General features: G+C 35.8%; 20 protein-coding genes. 10 read left to right on the forward strand and 10 right to left on the reverse strand.

Annotated elements, in window-relative coordinates; all coding sequences use genetic code 11:
- The first annotated feature begins 12 nt into the window (after positions 1–12).
- A complete protein-coding gene (locus tag AC5P2S_RS10765; protein ID WP_283418144.1) occupies positions 13–393 on the forward strand; it encodes a response regulator in 381 nt (126 codons plus the stop codon).
- A 147-nt stretch (positions 394–540) separates the two neighbouring features.
- On the opposite strand, the gene AC5P2S_RS10770 is transcribed toward AC5P2S_RS10765, so the two are convergent.
- On the reverse strand, positions 541–1,374 hold the full coding sequence (locus AC5P2S_RS10770) for an aldo/keto reductase (protein ID WP_494554819.1): 834 nt from the start codon (positions 1,372–1,374) through the stop codon (positions 541–543).
- A gap of 127 nt (positions 1,375–1,501) precedes the next feature.
- Here AC5P2S_RS10770 and AC5P2S_RS10775 point away from each other — a divergent pair, with 127 nt between their 5' ends.
- Positions 1,502–2,227, forward strand: coding sequence for a shikimate dehydrogenase family protein (locus tag AC5P2S_RS10775; protein ID WP_494554820.1), 726 nt, complete (start codon positions 1,502–1,504; stop codon positions 2,225–2,227).
- 1 nt (position 2,228) lies between these two features.
- Here the strand turns inward: AC5P2S_RS10775 and AC5P2S_RS10780 are convergent, their stop codons facing one another.
- The 4 genes from AC5P2S_RS10780 to AC5P2S_RS10795 form a co-directional block, all read right to left on the reverse strand.
- A complete protein-coding gene (locus tag AC5P2S_RS10780; protein WP_494554821.1) occupies positions 2,229–2,714 on the reverse strand; it encodes a DNA-deoxyinosine glycosylase in 486 nt (161 codons plus the stop codon).
- A 137-nt stretch (positions 2,715–2,851) separates the two neighbouring features.
- Positions 2,852–4,225: a D-alanyl-D-alanine carboxypeptidase/D-alanyl-D-alanine endopeptidase gene (dacB, locus tag AC5P2S_RS10785; protein ID WP_494554822.1), complete on the reverse strand. Its 1,374-nt coding sequence runs from the start codon at positions 4,223–4,225 to the stop codon at positions 2,852–2,854.
- A 6-nt stretch (positions 4,226–4,231) separates the two neighbouring features.
- Positions 4,232–5,578, reverse strand: coding sequence for an RCC1 domain-containing protein (locus tag AC5P2S_RS10790; RefSeq protein WP_494554823.1), 1,347 nt, complete (start codon positions 5,576–5,578; stop codon positions 4,232–4,234).
- Positions 5,579–5,614: 36 nt separating this feature from the next.
- Positions 5,615–6,343 carry a DUF6261 family protein gene (locus AC5P2S_RS10795; RefSeq protein WP_494554824.1) on the reverse strand — a complete coding sequence of 243 codons (729 nt, stop codon included), beginning with the start codon at positions 6,341–6,343 and terminating at the stop codon, positions 5,615–5,617.
- 361 nt (positions 6,344–6,704) lie between these two features.
- Between AC5P2S_RS10795 and trhA the strand changes: the two genes are divergently transcribed.
- From trhA to pncA, 3 genes are all read left to right on the forward strand, one after another.
- Positions 6,705–7,355 carry a PAQR family membrane homeostasis protein TrhA gene (gene trhA, locus AC5P2S_RS10800; RefSeq protein WP_494554825.1) on the forward strand — a complete coding sequence of 217 codons (651 nt, stop codon included), beginning with the start codon at positions 6,705–6,707 and terminating at the stop codon, positions 7,353–7,355.
- A 211-nt stretch (positions 7,356–7,566) separates the two neighbouring features.
- Complete coding sequence (gene pruA / locus AC5P2S_RS10805; RefSeq protein ID WP_494554826.1) at positions 7,567–9,192, forward strand: L-glutamate gamma-semialdehyde dehydrogenase; 1,626 nt, start codon at positions 7,567–7,569, stop codon at positions 9,190–9,192.
- A 108-nt stretch (positions 9,193–9,300) separates the two neighbouring features.
- Complete coding sequence (gene pncA / locus AC5P2S_RS10810) at positions 9,301–9,906, forward strand: bifunctional nicotinamidase/pyrazinamidase (RefSeq protein ID WP_494554827.1); 606 nt, start codon at positions 9,301–9,303, stop codon at positions 9,904–9,906.
- A gap of 115 nt (positions 9,907–10,021) precedes the next feature.
- Here the strand turns inward: pncA and AC5P2S_RS10815 are convergent, their stop codons facing one another.
- On the reverse strand, positions 10,022–10,540 hold the full coding sequence (locus AC5P2S_RS10815; RefSeq protein WP_494554828.1) for a DUF421 domain-containing protein: 519 nt from the start codon (positions 10,538–10,540) through the stop codon (positions 10,022–10,024).
- A gap of 134 nt (positions 10,541–10,674) precedes the next feature.
- Here AC5P2S_RS10815 and AC5P2S_RS10820 point away from each other — a divergent pair, with 134 nt between their 5' ends.
- From AC5P2S_RS10820 to AC5P2S_RS10840, 5 genes are read left to right on the forward strand one after another with little or no spacing between them, the layout of a single operon-like run.
- Positions 10,675–11,661 carry a hypothetical protein gene (locus AC5P2S_RS10820; protein ID WP_494554829.1) on the forward strand — a complete coding sequence of 329 codons (987 nt, stop codon included), beginning with the start codon at positions 10,675–10,677 and terminating at the stop codon, positions 11,659–11,661.
- Between the two features lie 19 nt (positions 11,662–11,680).
- Positions 11,681–12,430, forward strand: a complete 750-nt coding sequence (locus AC5P2S_RS10825) for a hypothetical protein (RefSeq protein ID WP_494554830.1) — start codon at positions 11,681–11,683, stop codon at positions 12,428–12,430.
- Positions 12,431–12,482: 52 nt separating this feature from the next.
- Entirely contained in the window at positions 12,483–12,926 is a 444-nt protein-coding gene (locus AC5P2S_RS10830; RefSeq protein ID WP_494554831.1) for a nuclear transport factor 2 family protein, read from the forward strand.
- A 17-nt stretch (positions 12,927–12,943) separates the two neighbouring features.
- A complete protein-coding gene (locus AC5P2S_RS10835; protein ID WP_494554832.1) occupies positions 12,944–13,558 on the forward strand; it encodes a hypothetical protein in 615 nt (204 codons plus the stop codon).
- A 21-nt stretch (positions 13,559–13,579) separates the two neighbouring features.
- The gene (locus AC5P2S_RS10840; protein WP_494554833.1) at positions 13,580–14,083 is read left to right on the forward strand and encodes an endonuclease V; all 504 of its coding nucleotides are present in this window, start codon (positions 13,580–13,582) and stop codon (positions 14,081–14,083) included.
- 31 nt (positions 14,084–14,114) lie between these two features.
- Here AC5P2S_RS10840 and AC5P2S_RS10845 read toward each other — a convergent pair whose 3' ends face one another.
- The 4 genes from AC5P2S_RS10845 to purM all read right to left on the reverse strand — a co-directional run bounded on the left by AC5P2S_RS10845 (position 14,115) and on the right by purM (position 18,947).
- On the reverse strand, positions 14,115–15,278 hold the full coding sequence (locus AC5P2S_RS10845) for a proline dehydrogenase family protein (protein WP_283418130.1): 1,164 nt from the start codon (positions 15,276–15,278) through the stop codon (positions 14,115–14,117).
- Between the two features lie 310 nt (positions 15,279–15,588).
- The gene (gene purH / locus AC5P2S_RS10850; protein ID WP_494554834.1) at positions 15,589–17,106 is read right to left on the reverse strand and encodes a bifunctional phosphoribosylaminoimidazolecarboxamide formyltransferase/IMP cyclohydrolase; all 1,518 of its coding nucleotides are present in this window, start codon (positions 17,104–17,106) and stop codon (positions 15,589–15,591) included.
- Between the two features lie 207 nt (positions 17,107–17,313).
- Positions 17,314–17,877, reverse strand: a complete 564-nt coding sequence (gene purN / locus AC5P2S_RS10855; RefSeq protein WP_494554835.1) for a phosphoribosylglycinamide formyltransferase — start codon at positions 17,875–17,877, stop codon at positions 17,314–17,316.
- Positions 17,878–17,957: 80 nt separating this feature from the next.
- Positions 17,958–18,947 (reverse strand): phosphoribosylformylglycinamidine cyclo-ligase, encoded by a 990-nt coding sequence (purM, locus tag AC5P2S_RS10860; RefSeq protein WP_494557022.1) that lies wholly within the window; start codon positions 18,945–18,947, stop codon positions 17,958–17,960.
- Positions 18,948–19,047 lie beyond the last annotated feature (100 nt).

Below are 19,047 nucleotides of genomic sequence, written 5' to 3' on the forward strand. Positions count from 1 at the left end.
TATTTACAAAAAATGTCAAATTCAAAAAAAATAATAGTTGTCGATGACAGTCCTGCAATTTTGGATTCAGTGAAATTAATGCTTAATATGGAAGGCTTTGATGTCATGAATTATGAAAAAGGATCCGAAATGTTTAATTCTCTTACGATCTCCTCAAAGCCGGATGTTATACTGATGGATATGTGGCTATCCGGAGAAGATGGAAGAGATATCTGTAAAATGTTAAAAGCACACCAGGACTTCAAAAATATTCCTGTGGTCATAATGTCCGCAAGCCGGGGCTTGGGAGATTCTGCAATAGAGAGCGGCGCTATAGACTTCATCCCGAAACCTTTTGATTTGGGAGAAATTGTAGAAAAAATCAGATATTATTCCAGCAGTTCTGCAGAATAATGTATTCTCGAAGTTTAATATATCTTCTACTCTTTTTCTCAAAGACGTTGCAATCATTCAACTCTTAAAATTTATGGACAAATAATACTCAATAAAAAAGCAGTTTAAAAATTTTAAACTGCTTTTCTTTCTTCAATGGTTGAAAAATTAGAAATCGACCGTCTCTGGATTTAAGCCGGAAAAACCTGTTTCTTGCAAAGTTTTTAAAGCTTTCATATCACTTTCCGTAATTTTAAATCTTTCAAAATGAAGATTGTTTTTTATATTTTCAGGATTTTCAGATTTAGGCAAAACAATTACGCCGGATTGCAGACAAAACTGAATGCACAGAATCGCAGGAGAAACTCCATAATGATCTGCAATTTCTTTCAGATCTTCATCCTTCAACAATCTTCCTGAACCGATAGGACTCCAGGCTTCTATTGCGATTCCGTTCTCTTTACAAAAATCTACAACACCCTGCTGAACATAACCAGGATGAAACTCTATCTGATTAACTGCCGGAATTACTTCTGCAGTTTCCAGCAAGGCTTCCAGATGCGGAAGCATAAAATTGCTGACACCAATGGTTTTTACAACGCCGGATTTATACAGTTCTTCCATGGCCTTCCACGTTTCCGCATTGATTTCTTTCCAGTTTTCAAATTGTTTCGCATTAGCAGGCCAGTGGATCAATAGCAGATCCAGATAATCGGTTTTCAGTTTTTTGAGAGACTGTTCTAAAGAATATTTTACACCATGTGCGCTTCTGTTGCTGTTCCATATTTTGGTCGTGAGATACAGATCTTTTCTTGCGATACCCGATTCTTCAATAGCCTCTCCTATTTGCGCTTCGTTCCCATAGATATCGGCTGTATCAATATGCCTGTAACCAACTTCCAAAGCTATTTTCACGGTTTCCTGAACACTTTCTGTCGTCTGCCATGTTCCAAAGCCAATCTCAGGAATCTCTGTACCGTTGTTAAGAATTACGTTCTTCATTTTTAAATATTTTGATTTTTCGAAAGCCAAAATTACGCCAATGGAAAGAGATTCTAAAATAATTTGGCTAATAGAAAAATCAAAAAATTATAATGATTCTTGTGATGATATTTTATAAATTTGAACTATGGAAAAACAGGAATTCGGATTACTTGGTAAGAATATCTCTTACTCTTTTTCAAAGAAATATTTCGAGGAAAAATTCAAAAAATTATTTTTAAAAAATCATTCATACAATTTCTTTGATATCTCTGAAATTGAAAATGTTACACGTTTTCTGGAAAACCCTAATCTTGTCGGGATGAATGTCACAATTCCCTATAAGCAAGCCATCATTCCTTTTCTTGATGAACTGAGCGACGAAGCTTTACAAATTGGCGCTGTGAATTGCGTAAGTTTTCAAAACGGAAAAAAAATCGGTTATAATACAGACGCTTTCGGGTTTGAGAAGACTCTTCTCATTAATAAAAAAGATTACCACAAAAAAGCTTTGATCCTGGGTGATGGCGGTGCTGCGAAAGCTGTGAAATACATTTTGGATAAGCATAACATCGAACATCAAACCGTTTCCAGAAAATCCGAAATTAATTTTGAAAATCTGACCGAAGATTTGGTAAAAGATTCATTATTGATTATCCAGACAACACCAGTTGGAACTTTCCCGAATGTTGATGATTCTGTTCAATTTCCTTTCGATGCAATTACGGATAAACATTACGTTATCGATTTGATTTACAATCCCTCAGAAACCGCTTTTCTAAGACATTGTGCAGAAAAAGGCGCTACAACCTTGAATGGTTTTTATATGCTGGAACAGCAGGCGGAAAAAGCCTGGCAGATTTGGAATAGTTGATTTACAAATAATCTTTAATGATTTTCCAACTTTCCAATTTCTCCTCAAACTTCACCGTATGAAGTGGGCTTGTTGAAGGCAAAACTTTAATCGGGATTTTGAAATTCTTGCCTAGAATCTTCAGAAGGTTTTTGTAAGACTTCTGTCCGTTGCAGAAGATGATTTTGATATTGGGATGACTTTCTATCAGTTGAGGAATATTGTTATCAATTTCATTTTTGATTTCCGTATCCAGGCTTCCTTTTCTTTCGCAGCTTTCGATAACATCCCAAAGAGCGATTTTGTTTTCTTTCAATAAATCTATTCTTTCTTGATAGTCCAAAGAAAATTCCTCATCAAAAAGGTGAAATAGTATTTTCCAGAACTGATTCTGTGGATGCGCATAATATTGCTGCATCTCCAAAGACTTAACACCCGGAACAGAACCGAGAATCAGAATTTGTGAATCTTTATCTACAATTGGTGGAAAAGAATTGATTCGGTTCATTTTGTTTATCGCAAAGTCGTAAAATTCATTTAATTGATTAGTAATAAAAGTCGCAAAGTTCCTATTTAAAGAAGTTAAATCTTTGTGCTTTGAAAATATAATTTAAAATTAAAATTTTGTGCCTTTGCGTTAAAATTCTACTTAAGATTATCCAGAATTTTGAACAGAGCATTACTGATGCTTCCGCCCTGATAATTATTGAGAATAATGGAAAACACATAATTCTTCCCATTTTTAGAAGTCTGATAACCTGCAAAAGATTTGCTGTCCTTGATTGTTCCGCTTTTCATTTTGATGCCATTCTGAGTAGGGAAACCTTCATAAAAAGCATCGAACCAATTTTGTTTTTTAGCATATAAAAGAGCCTGAACCTGGGCTTTTGCAGAAACATAATTCTGGGGTGACAATCCGCTTCCATCCGCGAAATTGATCATCATCGGATTGATCCCTTTTGATTTCCAGAAATCTTTGAGAAAATCAACACCCGTTTCAAAAGTTGGATTATTTCGTTTTTCTTTTGCCATTGTTTTGATCAGCGTTTCTCCATAAAGATTGATACTTTTTCTTAAAAACCAATAGACAATTTTGTCAAGAGTTGGCGATTTATATTCAAAAATCTGATTCTGAACCGGAGCTTTTAAAATTGATTTTCCGGCAAGCTTTTCATTATAATAAGTTGTGATTTTACCGGAAATTGAAATACCATTGTCTTCCAGCAATTTTTTGATTTCGACAGCCAGCTGCATTGGTGGATTCGGGGTTGCGCCGGAAACTGTTGATACTTTTCCTGCGGGTAACATTCCATTGATCATTGCGGTTTCGGAATGTGGTGCTGTGAAGATCAGACTCTGGTCAGAACTTCCACCCGTTTTCAGTTCATTGATCCAATTCACATTATCCAAATCGTAGGAAAGACTCTTGAATTGGCTTCCATTAATATTAATATCAAATTGGTTCTCTCTCCAATTAACTCCAAAAGTTCCTGCACCGTAATAATTCCCCAAATCATTCCACGGCCAACCGCCGGGTGTACTTTGAAAATCGAAATAAGAATCATCGATAATCAGATTGCCTGATATTTTTTTGATTCCAGATTTCTTAATAGCTTCTAATAATTGTTGTTTGAAATTTTCCGGTTTGTAATTCTCATAGCGCCAAGTTCCCAAAGTCGGGTCACCATTGGAAGTAATGTAAAAATCGCCGTCCAGATTGCCATTCGATATTTTCCCAGAATATGAAGCGGCTGTTTTGAACTGATAATTCTTCCCCAACGTTTCCAACGCCGCTGCTGATGTAAAAATCTTTTGTGTACTGGCCGTAGAAAGTCCTTTGTTCCCATTGTATTCATAAACCAAGTTTCCATTCTCATCCGAAACATAGAACGAAAGATTGGCTGACAAAGCATTGGAAGTGGACAGCATTTCTTTCACTGATTTGTCCAGTTGATCAGAAACAGATTGTGAAAAGTAGGTGTGTGAGACGAGTAGTGGGATTAAAAGGAAGTACTTCATTAATGCTTATTCTTTTATTATTTTCTCAGAAATGGTTTTGCCATTTTCTAATTGTGTCCTGATAATATAGATGCCTTTGGGAAAACTGTTTACATTGTACTTATTAGATGCCGTATATTCCTTCAACAATTTACCATCTGATGAATAAAGCTGGACGGTTTTTACTTCTTTATTACTTATAAGAAAATAATCCGTTACAGGATTCGGATAGATTTGTAATGCTGATTTGTCAGTTTCTGAAACACTAAGTCTGGAACAAGAAATTTGCACTGGAACATTGACAGATCCTGTAATTATATCAGATATCTGTCCATAAGCATTCTCGCCCATCCCCCAAAAAGAACCATCTGACTTTAATAACAGTTGAGCAGTTTCTGTTGTCTTTACATAGGCCCAATCTGAGCTGTTACCTATTCGGAATATTTTATAGTCCCAGCTAGCGCCTCCTGGATTTGTTCCACCACCCCAATTCCAAAGTGTTCCGTTTGTTTTTATAGCATAGGTAGCATTATTGCCCACCGTCAGGCTCTGCCAATTATTCGCAACGCCCATCCTTGTAGGCACCACTGCATCTTCAATATTAATATCTGCATATTGCCCCTGTCCATTTTCACCCCACATCCAAATTGAACCATTATTTTTGATGGCAGCACTGTATCGGAAACCCGCTGCAACGTCTTTCCAATCGGTATCATTACCTATTTTTGTAGGAATATACTTATTAACAAGCGTTCCATCGCCCAGCTCACCATTCAAGTTACGACCCCAGGCCCAAAGGGAACCATCATTTTTCAAAGCGAACGTATGAAAACCGCAACCACCGGTAGCTGTCTTCCAGTCCGTGTCGGTTCCTATTTGTGTAGGAGATGATTTGCTGACTGTAGTGCCATTCCCCAATTCTCCAAACTGGTTTCTGCCCCAGCCCCACATCGAACCATTATTTTTGATAGCGATCGTATTCGCACTGGTAGTATGCAGACTTTTCCAATCGGTATCTGTACCTATTCTTACAGGAGTAAGTCTTCTTATAGTGGTACCATCACCTAATTGACCAAATTGATTATCTCCCCAAGCCCATAGTGAGCCATCCGTTTTGATAGCAAGGGTAAAATAATACCCTGTTGCTACAGTCTTCCAATCATTATCCGAACCTATTCTTGTGGGAGTTTTTTTATTAACATTAGTGCCATCCCCTAACTGCCCGTAATAATTATATCCCCACGAGTAAAGAGCACCATCTGTTGTTACTGCCACTATATGCGGTCCACCACTGGCTACTGATTTCCAGCATTGCGCACTTATACAAATAGTAGTGAAGATAGAAAGTAATATAATTGTCAATTTATTAGTCATAGTATTATTTTTAATGGTTATTAGTTTTAATTAATATTAACTTGTGGGTGTTTCTCCCGTTTCATCAGGCACCGTCAACAACAGATTATACTGCTCTATCAAAGCATTCAGTTGGTTAATGACAGTGCTGTAAGGCGATGGCGGCGTTTCTACCAGCAAATGTAATGCATTGATCCTATCTCTCAATGCAAAATAAACGGAATTGGTCTCCTCTCTTTTGATCTTCAGAGTTTCCGGTGTGGCATTGCCATAGTCTTGAGTCCGGTCCAGATAACGGGTACTGAATTCTGTATTGATGCTTCCCAACTCGTTTTTCCAATTTCTCAGCCCCAATGTATCAATGGCCTGGCTAAGCTCCGGTTTGTTGTCCCAGTCATTCATGAGACTATTGATGGTCGCAGTCTCTGCCTGATAATTGAGTCTGGCAATACCAGAGCCATACAGTTTGAAGTTGGCGAGCAAAGCTTCTGCTGCCTGTTTTGTATCCTCCTCATAATGGTATGAGTAGCCCAATGCGATGTAATAGATCCCGTTTACTACCGCATCTCTCCTCTCATCCAAAACCAAAAGCTCTTGAGAAATAGGATTTGCCAAAACCTTTTTGAACAGGTTTTCCAGTTCATTGGTTTTGTCAGAAAGGTCTTTGTACTTGGTTACTATCTGCAAAACTTCAGGATTGTTTCTTAAAATAATTTCTAAAAAGTCTTTTTGGAATTGTAGATAGTTTGCATTTCGAAGATTGTGCAAGTCAATTGATTTGATCATTTTATATGTGTTTTTGAATTAGGGCTTAAAGATAACAATATTTAAAGATTAAGAGAAAGTTTTTAAGTTTTCCAAAATTAATTAACATAAGCCGGAAAATCTGTTGCAGGGATGTGATAAGGCTTCTGCTTATGTGTAACGTATGTTGCAGGGGTACAACAGGTTTTCCGGAACAGCGGAAAGCTTGTCACAAGAGCGTACTCCTTCTTCCGGAAAAGCGGATCATCTGCTGCAACCGTGTTTTAAACTTCTCTCTTTAAGTATTATTCCAAACAGTTCTTATTAAAAGAATTAAACTTTGTTAAAAATAAACTAATCTTGATAATAACCATATTTAGAAAAAATTTTAATCCTAACTTTGATGGAAATTAGAATTATGCCGAAGAAGAACCGCAAAAAAGAAGAGTTATATAATGTTATTACCCATGGTTTTGGAGCGATTCTATCTCTGGTGGCTTTGGTTCTGATGATTACTTATTCCGTTATTAGCGAAAATTCTATTGCAATTGCATCATCTTTGGTTTTTGGACTGAGTTTGATTATACTCTACTCTGCTTCTACCGTTTATCACGCTGTTTACAAACTGAGATGGAAAAAAATCTGCCAGAGAATCGACCATCTAAGCATCTATCTTCTCATCGCTGGAACATATACACCCATCGCATTACTCGGGCTGAAAGGCGCTTGGGGATGGGCGATGTTTGGTGTGATTTGGGGAATGGCTTTAATTGGTTTTATTTTCAAATTCTCTCCGCTTAGGAATAATGAAAAAATATCTCTTTCGCTTTATGCTTTGATGGGCTGGGCGGCCATTATCGCTATTAAACCAATGATAGAAAACCTTTCTACCGGTGCATTAATCTTTATCATATTGGGCGGGTTATGTTATACTTTTGGAATTTATTTTTATGCCAAAGACCGGAGACCATTTTACCATCCGATCTGGCATCTATTTGTTTTAGGTGGGAGCATCATGCATTTTTGTGCGATTTTCTTTTTTATTCTTCCTTAAAATTCTTTGATGCAGAATTAGTAAAAATTTGAATTAAATTTCTATTAATAAACAATCGTCAGAAAACAATTATTTTCTTTAATTATAAAATTGTAAAATATTGATTTAAAAATTAATATCAACATATTTTACTAATAAAAACAAAACAATTGGATTTGATTGCATCTTAAAAATGCTTATCGTAAATTTGTAAAAATCAAAATTCAAAATTATGTCTAAAGCCATTTCTAAGGTTCCTGCCGTTATCAATGAACCTGTAAAAGCTTATATCCCCGGTTCTGATGAGGTAAAAAGCCTGATTGCCACTTATAAAAAAATGTGGAAAGAAAAAACAGAAATTCCAATGATCATCGGTGGAAAAGAAGTAAAAACAGACAAAAAAATAAAACTAAGCTCACCACAGGATCATCAGCACGATTTTGGTTTTTATTACGAAGGCGATATGTCTCACGTTGACCAAGCAATCGGATCGGCTCTTGCAGCAAAATCAAAATGGAATGCCCTGGGTTGGGAACACAGAGCTTCTATCTTTCTGAAAGCGGCTGAATTGATTGCCGGACCATACAGAGATATCATCAATGCTGCAACAATGATCGGACAATCCAAAAATGTTCACCAGACAGAGATAGATGCTGCCTGTGAATTCATAGACTTTTTACGTTTCAATGTAGAGTTTATGACAGAGATGTATGCGGAGCAGCCTGTTTCTGACAAAGGTATCTGGAACCGTGTAGAATACAGGCCGCTTGAAGGTTTTTGTTTTGCCGTGACACCTTTCAACTTCACAGCTATCTCCGGAAACCTGCCAACCTGTATGGCTCTTATGGGAAATGTTGTGGTTTGGAAACCGTCTGATAAGCAGGTTTATTCTGCGAAAGTGATTATGGACGTTTTGAAAGAGGCCGGACTTCCGGACGGTGTTATCAATATGATTTTCACTGACGGAAAAGAAACTGCTGAGAAAGTTTTAGCACATCCGGACTTTGCAGGTCTTCATTTTACAGGTTCTACCAAAGTATTCCAAGGTATGTGGAAAATGATCGGCGACAATATCCATAACTACAAATCTTACCCTAGAATCGTTGGAGAAACCGGAGGAAAAGACTTTGTAATGGTCCATCCTTCTGCTAATGTTGAAGCAGTTGCAACAGGCTTGGTGAGAGGTGCATTCGAATACCAGGGACAAAAATGTTCTGCTGCTTCCAGAGCTTATATTCCTAAATCCCTTTGGAATGATGTAAAAGCTGTAATGGAAGCTCAGATCAAAACGATCAAAATCGGCTCTCCGGAAGATCCTTCTAATTTTGTAAATGCTGTCATTGATAAAAACTCTTTCGAAAAATGTAAAGGTTATATTGACAGAGCAAATGCTGCAAGTGATGCAAACGTAATCATCGGCGGAAAATACGACGATTCCAAAGGCTGGTTTGTTCATCCGACAGTTATCGAAACAATCAATCCATATTACGAAAGTATTGTTGAGGAGATCTTCGGTCCGATCTTAACGGTTTATATTTATGAAGATGAAAACTGGAACGAGACTCTGAAACTGGTCGATACTTCGACTCAATATTCTTTGACAGGTTCTATTTTTGCGCAGGACAGATACGCGATTGAAGAAGCTTACAAGGCTTTGGAAAATGCTTCAGGAAACTTCTATATCAATGACAAGCCAACCGGAGCAGTTGTTGGTCAGCAGCCTTTCGGAGGTTCCAGAGCGTCCGGGACTAATGACAAAGCGGGTTCTAAAATGAATCTTCTGCGTTGGGTTTCTGTAAGAAGCATCAAGGAAACTTTTGTGTCTCCAAAAGATTATAAATATCCATATTTAGGATAATTCCTGGATTTTAATGTCAATATGTCATTCCGAGAGAAGAAAATCATGATTGGTAAGATTCTTTCAGAATGACATTTTGTATTTTTAATAACCTCACATTAATTAAATATGAAAAAGGCTCTTATAATAGTTGATATACAAAATGACTTCTGTGAAGGCGGCGCATTAGCCGTTCCGGAAGCTAACAGCATCATTCCTTACATCAATCTTCTGATGGAAGAAAATGAGTATGACCAAATCGTTTTAACTCAAGACTGGCATCCGGCAAATCATAAAAGTTTTGCTTCAAACAATGGAAAAAATGTTGGCGAAACCATTTCTCTAAACGGCGTTCCACAGTTTATGTGGCCGGATCATTGTGTTCAGGGAACTTTTGGAGCAGAATTCCATAAAGATCTGAACCGTGATAAAGTCACTCATATTATCCAAAAAGGAAAAAACTCCGAAATTGACAGTTACAGCGGTTTCCAGGATAACAATCATTTTATGAAAACCGGATTAGAAGATTTTCTGAAATATCACGATATTCAGTTAGTAGAGATTGTGGGATTGGCTTTGGATTATTGTGTGAAATTCACTGCGATTGATGCTTTCAATGCCGGATTTATTACTTGTTTACATTTTAACGGAACAAAAGCTGTAAATGTAAAACCAGACAGTGCGAGAAACACAATTTATGATTTGGTTGAGAAAGGAATTACTATTTTAGCGTAAATCACACTTTACTTTTTTTTAAGTCTTCGACTCCGCTCAGACTGACATCGCTGAATTAACATTTAGTATCAGATTTGTCACACTGATTGGAGTCGAAGTGTTTTTATGACTTGCTCTATTGATTTCTAAACTTCCGTTTAAGCTTCGTTTTATGTCTGGAATAGTGCGTTTGATCTGAGATTTTATCTGTAGAGATCACACTGATATTTCCGTCCACTTCCAGAATCGCTAATTTTACGTCAGCCACTTTTTCGATCCCGTGCTCGTGAACAGCCTCTTCCAATTCGTCTTCTGAGATTTGGACCTTTCTCAAGATTTCCGGATACACTATTCCGTCCTTTACAAGAATATAAGGATGATCTTCAATCAGTTCTTTTACTTTTTGATTTTTAAAAATAAATTTCTTCACGACGAAATTCGCAACAAACAAGACCAAAGCTGCAACAATTCCGCCTTCCAGACTGCTGTTAGAGCCGACCATTGCATTTTGGACTGCATTACTTATCAAAAGCAAAAGAATCACATCACCTGCATTGAGCTGTGACAATTGATTTTTGCCAAAAACACGCACGGCAATAACCATAAAAAAATAAACCGATAATGACCGTATAACGATATCTAGAATTGAATTCAACGACTAAAATATTTATAATTAAAGATAACTGTTTTTAGGATAATACGTCAATTGTATTTGCATATTTTTTGTATTGTAAAAGCTTTTTGAGAATAACACCATTTTTAAACTATATTTGAAATTAAAACTAAACGATGAAAAAACAACTTTTCATACTCGCTGTATCATTATGCCTTTTATCTTGTAAAAAAGAAGTCAAAAAAATTGCAACCATTGATAAACAGGAAATTACTATTGATACAATTTCTACCGAAAAGAAAAATCTTTCCAATTTTCATGTCTTCGATTTATATTCTATGGAAAATACCGGCAAGTACGATATATTTGTTTCTATGTCTGATATTTACAATGATTCTTTAGCTATTCCGAACGACATTATTGAAAATCAAAAAACCAAGACTTTTGCGGAGTTAAAACATTTTGAACTAACAGGAATTTATAGAGAAAAATTACTAAAAGGAACTTCTCTTTCGGAAACTGACACATTATTTCTTTACAATTACAGGGATGCCAAATTGCAAAAATTCCCGGTTCATGAGTTGAAATCAGTTGCCAATCTTGATCTTTATACCAGTGAAGGTGAAGAAATTTCTCATTACAATTATATGGTTGGTTTCGAACTTAATCAACCTGAAATTTCTCAGGAAGTAGCGATGGATAAAACTAATTATTCCTTAGCCACTTTTGGAAAAAGCAATCCATTTTCCGGTGAAAAAGTGGTTCCGGTACATTGGCAGAAAACAAATCGTGATAAATTTCCTTTGGCATTGAAAAATGAAAAGAATTTAGAAAATACTTACCAAGCAAAATTTGAAAACCTTATCTATTATATTCAGGATTACAAAGGCGAATACGGCATTTCTAAAAGGCTATTAGCTGTAGTTAAAAACAACAAAGTTATTTTCGCAAAGACATATAAAACAGGAGAAGGCGCAGAATTCAACCCTTTGAACTTTATCAATAACAATGAATATAACGATTGGCAATGGACGGGAAAATTATTCAAAAATAAACCACCTGTTATTTTTGGTTTTGTATCAGAATCATTTGGCTGCCCATCCATAACTTTTTTAGACCATTCATATCCCGAGTTTTATATAGATTGTGACAATAGACATTAGAAATATTCTAACACTGACTATGATGAAAAAACCAGTTTTAATTATATCTGCACTTATAATAATTTTTAGTTGCAACAAGAAAGAGAAAATTCCTCAAGAAAAGGCAACAGTTCCCAAAACAGAAACATTGGAAAATAAATCTGATGAGCCCGATGAAGACCCGGCTTATGTTTTTCCGAAAACCGGAAAGAAAGTGGAAGATTTCATCATCAAACCTGATATTTTCGAAATACAATATCAAGCAGATGGCGATTTGAATGGCGATAAATTAGATGATATTGTCATTGTAAGAAAAGACAAGAAAAATAAAACGGCACCTCGCTCTATGCTGGTACTTCTACAAAATCAAGATAAAACATATCGGTTGGATAAAATCTCGCATCTTGCAATGCCTGCAGAATATAACGACAGTGATTTCAAATTTTATGACACAGAAGATGTTTCTATTGACAAGGGTATTTTGAGCATTCAACTTTATGGGATTGGTCCAAGTGGTAATCTTTTCAGTCATTACAAATATTTCGGTAAAGATTTGCTTTTAACCAATATCGAAACTTTCAATATGGGCGCCGGAAGCCATCAATCTCTTGATTATGATGTGATGAAAGGAGAACTATTTCAGGAGCTTATCAATACAATAGAAGAAGAAATGCCTTCCACAAAAAAAACGTTTCATTTGAAACCACAGAAAATCAAATTTGAAAATGCGTCTCCAGATGCTGTAATTGAGGATACTTATAAAGTAACCGATGCGGAAAATCAAAATTGAATAACTTTAAAAACGAATGTTGATTATCTTTGATTCAAATATTAAAGTAATTATGGTAAAGAAATTTTTTTTAGCATTCAGCATTTTTGTTGTGTCGATATTATTTGCACAAAAAAATAACGATCAACAATCGGTTGCCGAAGTGTCAGAAAAACTCAGATTAGCAATGATCAGTGGTGATAAAGCTGTTTTAGAATCATTGATTCTTCCGGAACTGACTTACGGCCATTCCGGCGGACACATTGATGATGCTAAAGAATTTGTAGAAAAATTGCTCAGCAAAAAATCAAATTTCCTGACGATTGAAAACACCAATCAAAATATTCAAATCGTAGATAAAACTGCAATTGTCCGAAATCATTTGTTTGCTAAAACTGCAGACTTAGGAAAAGAGCCCGGAGAAGTGAGTCTGGATATTTTGTACGTTTGGCAGAACACTAAAAGTGGCTGGAAATTGTTGGCTCGGCAGGCTGTGAAAGCGGAGAAGAAGAAATGATTAATCTTAATTAACAAATGATGAATAATAAATTTGAGTATTTTAAAGAAAAGACAGGTATTGAAATTCCTCAAAATATTGTGAAACACTATTTAAATAGGAAAAATAGTGATTCAGAATTTATGAGATTGTTTAAATCCCAGATTGATGATGTAGAAAAAGGATTGAACCCCGATTTATATATTTTAGTTTCGGAAAATTTCGCAAAAGAAATTCTAAAATTAATCTATGAATACTCTTATGATGAAAGAGTTACAATCTTATTTAAAAATATTTGTGATTACAATAATTATGGAAAAAATATAAAGTTTGATACAGCCATTGAAGTTTTTGTTATTGAGGAAATCTTGTATACAGTTAATGATTACGACTTTAAACAAAATCAATTTAAATTTCCACTAATACAAAAAGCATATGAAAATATTGCTTTAAATACCGAAGAAATAAAGGTTGTTTTACTTCTATGGGGTCATTGTGGAGGGAAAGGAGGAGTAATTGTACGAGGAAAAAATATTGGTTATGATTCATTTTGCGTCCACACCGATTATTCAGAAGTAGAATATAATGGAAACTTTTACTCTTATCAGGGTTTTCCTCCTGAGGAATATGAAACATTGCATACGCCTGTCTAAAATTGATTAAATAAAGAATTTATGATTTTAGCGTTTGATACTTATTATTTTAACAATAAAGCCAAAACAGTTTGTCTAAGTTTTGAAGATTGGAAAATGGAAGATAATTATAATGTTTATACAGAAATAATTTATGATGTTGAAGAATATGTTTCCGGAGAATTTTACAAAAGGGAACTTCCTTGTATTCTCAGTCTTTTGTCAAAGATAGAATTAGAAAAGATTACTGCAATTATTATTGACGGTTTTGTATTTTTAAATGATGAGAATAAGTTTGGTCTTGGTGCATATCTTTACGAAAAACTTGATAAAAAAATTCCAATCATAGGTGTTGCCAAAAAAGACTTTGCAACAATTGACGAAAATAGAATAGAATTGTTTCGGGGAAAAAGCAAAAATCCTTTATTTATAACTTCGGTCGGAATTGACTTAGTTCAAGCTTCTGAAAAAATCAAAGAAATGAGTGGTGAACATAGAATCCCAACATTATTAAAAGAACTTGATAGATTAACTAGAGAAAATTAAAAAATCCGCTGTGAGGCGGATTTTCTAATTTCTATTTTCTTCTCTTCAATTCTTTTTGTATCAATCCTAATTCCCTTCCGGTTTGTCCGGCAACAGAGGTATTTTCCTGCGCACGTCTTGTAAGATAAGGAACAACATCTTTTACAGGTCCATATGGAAGATACTTAGCAACATTATAATGTTTGTCGGCAAGATAATAAGTAATATTATCACTCATTCCATAAAGCTGCCCGAAATAAATATGCGGATTATCGTGTTCCAACCCTTTAGTTTTCATTTTATCCATCACCAGCTCAGTTGACTTCTCATTATGCGTCCCGAAAAATGCTGAAACTTTATCCAGATGCGCCATTACAAAATCGATTCCGGCATTGTAATTATCATCAGTTGCCTGTTTGGTTGGCTGGATCGGATCCGGATAATTTTGCTCTTCGGCTCTTTTTCTTTCCTTCTCCATATATGCACCGCGAACAATCTTATAACCAATGAAATAACCTTTTTCTCTGGCTCTTTCCAGATGAGCGTTCATATATTCCAGACGACCGGTTCTGTACATTTGGATTGTGTTCCAGACAATGGCTTTTTCCTTATTGTATTTCTCCATCATTTCTTCGCAAAGTTGATCAGCCGCATCCTGCATCCAGGTTTCTTCCGCATCTACCATTACTTTTTTATCGCTTTCGAAACAAAGTTGACAAACTTCATCAAAACGCTGAACTACTCTATTCCATTCTTCTTTCTGGCTTGTTGTTAATTCTTTCCCTTTTCCAACTTCTTCATAAATATCAATTCTCCCAAAAGCTGTTGGCTTGAAAACAATAAACGGAATCGCTGGATTTCCTACAGAAAATCTGACAATATCTTTAATCTCTTTACAAACCGCATCAAAAACCTCTTCCTCTTCTTTACCTTCAATCGAATAATCGAAGATACTTCCAACGCCACGTTTGAACATCTGCTTCACAACCTTCATACTTTCTTCACGGGTTTCGCCACCGCAAAACTGTTCGAATAAAGTCTGCTTCACAATCCCATCCACAAACGGAAAATTGTTCTTAACGGTAAAATTGAGAAGAGAAACACCAATATTGGTCAATGCAGGCTGTTCAATCGCTTTGAACATCCAGTAGGCTTTTTTGAGCTGAGCATCCGTTTTATCAGCAAATGCGAGCTTTGTATCATTGAAAATACTCATATCCAGAATTTGGTCTCAAATGTAAATATTATTTCGATTTTTGAATGACTTTTGAAGCTAAATTTTATCAGAAATATAAAATTAATTAAACAAAAAATCGATACTTCATCATAATCAGAAATCCACCGAATGAATGATAATTTTTACAGTTGATTTTATTAATTATCAAACAAACCCTTTCAGAGTTTGAAACTCTGAAAGGGTTTAAATTTATATTTCAAGACTTCGACTACGCTCAACCCGACACTCACATAGAATAAAAAACTTTGTGTTTGTGTTAAAATCTTTGTGATTTTGTGGTTAAGCTTAATCAATGCAAAAAATGTCTCATTCCCGTGAACAACATCGGAATCTTGTGCTCATTCGCTGCTTCGATAGAATCATTGTCTTTCATACTTCCACCCGGCTGAATAATCGCTTTGATACCTTCCTGAGCACAGAAATCCACTACATCTCTGAACGGGAAAAACGCATCCGAAGCCAGAACCAATTCGCCATCGAATTTCTTTTTTGCTCTTTCAATGGCCTGTTGTGTTGCCCAGATTCTGTTCGCCTGTCCTCCGCCAATTCCGATTGCCTGAACACCGTTTGAGACCACAATTGCATTGGATTTCACATATTTAACAACTCTTTGAGAGAATAACAAAGCTTTTCTCTGCTCTTCTGTTGGAGCCGTTTGTGTCATTAATTTGATATCGTCTGAAAATTGATCATCAGCATTCTGAACAAGCATTCCGCCATCGATTTTTACCCAAACCTGTTTATCGGTAACTGAATTTTTGATTTTGATGATTCTAAGGTTTTTCTTTTTTCTAAGAATTTCCAAAGCTTCATCATCAAAGTCAGTCGCCATTACAATCTCAAGGAAGGTTTTGTTTAATTCCTCTGCTGTTGCAGCGTCTACTTTATAATTCATTCCAATGATGCCACCAAAAATAGAAATCGGGTCACATTCAAAAGTTTTTGTGTAAGTTTCCAAAGCTGAAGTTCCAACCGCAACACCGCAAGGCGTAGAATGTTTAACGGCACAACAAGCCATTTCTTCTTTGAACTCGTTGACGACTTTCCAGCACAAATCCATATCACGAAGATTATTGAAAGACAATTCTTTACCGCCCAAAATCTCAAAATCTCTCATTGCACCATTTTCGAAAGTCGAAGTATAATAAGCTGCAGACTGATGAGGATTTTCACCATATCTAAGGTCAGAAACCTTTTTGTAAGAAGCATTCAAATAAGTAGGATATTCTTCATCCAAAAGCATACTGGAAATCGCTGCATCATAAGCAGAGGTCAGGTTGAATACTTTTCCGGCCAGTTTTTTTCTGGTTTCGATGGCTGAATCACCGTTTTCTGACATTTCATTTTGAACAATTTTGTAGTCATTAACATCTGTCAAAACTGTTACTGAATTGAAATTCTTAGCCGCAGAACGCAACATAGAAGGTCCGCCAATATCGATGAATTCTACTTTTTCGTCAAGAGAAATATTCTTATTAACGTTTTCAAAAAACGGATAAAGATTTACAATAACCATATCAATCAGTCCAATTTCGTACTCCTGAACTGTTTTCATATGCTCCTCGTTGGAACGAACCGCCAACAATCCGCCGTGAACTTTTGGATGAAGCGTTTTCACTCTTCCGTCCAGCATCTCTGGAAAATCGGTCACTTCATCAATCTGGATTGGATTAAGTCCAGCGTCTTTCAAATGTTTGAAAGTACCGCCTGTGGAAATCAGTTCGTAATTGTTAGCTTCCAAAAATCTGGCAAAATCTACCAAACCGCTTTTATCAGAAACACTGATCAATGCTCTTTTTTTACTCATTCTTTCTTTCAATTTTACTTTTTACAGCTTTATTCAAACTGTGATTTACCGGTTCTTTCACCTCCGGATTTCTATTATTAGATTGCTCCAACGGAGCTGTTAGTTTCGTTTTTAAAAATTAAAGTTAATTTGAATTAAAATTCATAAACTACTATATCAAAATATTTTATGAATCAAAATATAATTTTTACTTTAACTTAATAAAGTCTATTTATTAAGAACCAAATCAATGGCTATTGGGAAAATATCATATTCAATCTGATGAACTTTTTGAGCTAATGTTTCAGCTGTATCATGCTCATCAATATCAAATTTTCCCTGCAGAATAACTTTGCCTTCATCGATTCCCGAAGTCACAAAATGAACAGTTGCACCACTTTCTTTTTCGCCAGCTTCAATCACAGCATTGTGAACATGATGGCCCCACATTCCTTTTCCACCAAATTTGGGCAACAACGCCGGATGAATATTAATAATCTTTCCGCTCCATTTTTCGCAGAATTCTGGTTTTAAAATCGATAGAAAACCTGCCAGAACAATCAAATCTGTATTTTCGGGAATTGCTTTTTCTAAATTCTCAGAAAAGTCCTTTCCTCGCTTGATTAATTGATTCGGAATGTTATGTTTTTCTGCTCTTTCCAATCCGAAACATTCTCTGTCAGCAATGACTTGATTGATTTTCGCATTCCGGATTTTACCATTGTCAATGCAGTCAATAATTCTTTGCAAATTAGTTCCTGAACCTGAAATTAAAATAGTTATATTCTTCATAATCTAACCACAAAGACACAAAAGGATTCACAAGGTTCGCAAATTTGAGCTCTTTGTGCAAAGGCTTTGTGACTTTGTGTTTAATACAATTTAATTTTCTCAGAATCTTCTGTTATTTCCCCAATTTCGTAAGCATCTTCCAAAAGGTCAAGAATTTTTTCAGAATGTTCGGCATCGGTTACCAAAACCATACCTACACCCATATTGAACGTCCCGTGCATTTCTTTTCTGTCGATGTTTCCTCGTTTTTCCAGTTCTAACATCACTGTTGGAACTTTAATTTTAGATTCATCAATACTTGCGCAAAGCCCTTCCGGAATGATTCTCGGAACATTCTCGTATAATCCGCCTCCTGTGATATGTGCAATCCCGTAAAGTGGCGCTTCTTCTAAAACTTTGTGAATGTCTTTGTAATATAATCGTGTAGGAACAAGTAATGTCTCATACAAAGGTTTCCCTTCGAATTCTTCTTCGAAATCGGAGAAAATCTTTCTTACCAAAGAAAATCCGTTGGAATGAAATCCAGAACTTGGAATCGCAATGATTTTGTTACCTTTTCTGATTTTGGAACCATCTATAATCTGATCCTTTTCAACAATACCTACGCAAAATCCAGCCACATCGTAATCGCCCGGCTGATACATCCCCGGCATTTCAGCAGTTTCTCCGCCAATCAAAGCACAATTGTTATCCTTGCATGCATTGACCATCCCCAAAACAATTTCTGCTGCAATGTCAGAATCCAGCTTTCCGCAAGCCAGATAATCCAGAAAAAACAATGGTTTTGCGCCATGGCAAAGGATATCATTCGCACACATTGCGAAACAGTCGATACCGATAGAGTCGTACTTTTTAGAATCAAGAGCGACCTTTAGTTTGGTTCCAACACCGTCTGTTCCGGAAACCAGAACCGGATTCTTGTAACCTGCGATTTCGTAAAACGCACCAAAGCTTCCAAGATTGTTAAGAACATTTTTGTTATGGGTTTCAGCAACGGCAGATTTGATTTTATCAACAGTCTTGTAACCTTCTTCTTTATCTACACCGGCTGATTTATAGGTATTGCTCATTTTTACTTTCAGAATTGTGATTCTTTCGATTCTTTCAGGTTTTGACACCCGAAAGAATCTTGGAATTCATTAGATTTATTTCAAACTTACTTTTTCAATT

This window comes from Epilithonimonas sp. 33E (assembly GCF_059372615.1).

What these genes read in the sequence shown, in the direction of transcription:
- AC5P2S_RS10765 (WP_283418144.1), top strand. Translation starts at nt 13, where the DNA reads ATGTCAAATTCAAAAAAAATAATAGTTGTCGATGACAGTCCTGCAATT.
- AC5P2S_RS10770 (WP_494554819.1), bottom strand. Translation starts at nt 1,374, where the DNA reads ATGAAGAACGTAATTCTTAACAACGGTACAGAGATTCCTGAGATTGGC.
- AC5P2S_RS10775 (WP_494554820.1), top strand. Translation starts at nt 1,502, where the DNA reads ATGGAAAAACAGGAATTCGGATTACTTGGTAAGAATATCTCTTACTCT.
- AC5P2S_RS10780 (WP_494554821.1), bottom strand. Translation starts at nt 2,714, where the DNA reads ATGAACCGAATCAATTCTTTTCCACCAATTGTAGATAAAGATTCACAA.
- dacB (WP_494554822.1), bottom strand. Translation starts at nt 4,225, where the DNA reads ATGAAGTACTTCCTTTTAATCCCACTACTCGTCTCACACACCTACTTT.
- AC5P2S_RS10790 (WP_494554823.1), bottom strand. Translation starts at nt 5,578, where the DNA reads ATGACTAATAAATTGACAATTATATTACTTTCTATCTTCACTACTATT.
- AC5P2S_RS10795 (WP_494554824.1), bottom strand. Translation starts at nt 6,343, where the DNA reads ATGATCAAATCAATTGACTTGCACAATCTTCGAAATGCAAACTATCTA.
- trhA (WP_494554825.1), top strand. Translation starts at nt 6,705, where the DNA reads ATGGAAATTAGAATTATGCCGAAGAAGAACCGCAAAAAAGAAGAGTTA.
- pruA (WP_494554826.1), top strand. Translation starts at nt 7,567, where the DNA reads ATGTCTAAAGCCATTTCTAAGGTTCCTGCCGTTATCAATGAACCTGTA.
- pncA (WP_494554827.1), top strand. Translation starts at nt 9,301, where the DNA reads ATGAAAAAGGCTCTTATAATAGTTGATATACAAAATGACTTCTGTGAA.
- AC5P2S_RS10820 (WP_494554829.1), top strand. Translation starts at nt 10,675, where the DNA reads ATGAAAAAACAACTTTTCATACTCGCTGTATCATTATGCCTTTTATCT.
- AC5P2S_RS10825 (WP_494554830.1), top strand. Translation starts at nt 11,681, where the DNA reads ATGATGAAAAAACCAGTTTTAATTATATCTGCACTTATAATAATTTTT.
- AC5P2S_RS10830 (WP_494554831.1), top strand. Translation starts at nt 12,483, where the DNA reads ATGGTAAAGAAATTTTTTTTAGCATTCAGCATTTTTGTTGTGTCGATA.
- AC5P2S_RS10835 (WP_494554832.1), top strand. Translation starts at nt 12,944, where the DNA reads ATGATGAATAATAAATTTGAGTATTTTAAAGAAAAGACAGGTATTGAA.
- AC5P2S_RS10840 (WP_494554833.1), top strand. Translation starts at nt 13,580, where the DNA reads ATGATTTTAGCGTTTGATACTTATTATTTTAACAATAAAGCCAAAACA.
- AC5P2S_RS10845 (WP_283418130.1), bottom strand. Translation starts at nt 15,278, where the DNA reads ATGAGTATTTTCAATGATACAAAGCTCGCATTTGCTGATAAAACGGAT.
- purH (WP_494554834.1), bottom strand. Translation starts at nt 17,106, where the DNA reads ATGAGTAAAAAAAGAGCATTGATCAGTGTTTCTGATAAAAGCGGTTTG.
- purN (WP_494554835.1), bottom strand. Translation starts at nt 17,877, where the DNA reads ATGAAGAATATAACTATTTTAATTTCAGGTTCAGGAACTAATTTGCAA.
- purM (WP_494557022.1), bottom strand. Translation starts at nt 18,947, where the DNA reads ATGAGCAATACCTATAAATCAGCCGGTGTAGATAAAGAAGAAGGTTAC.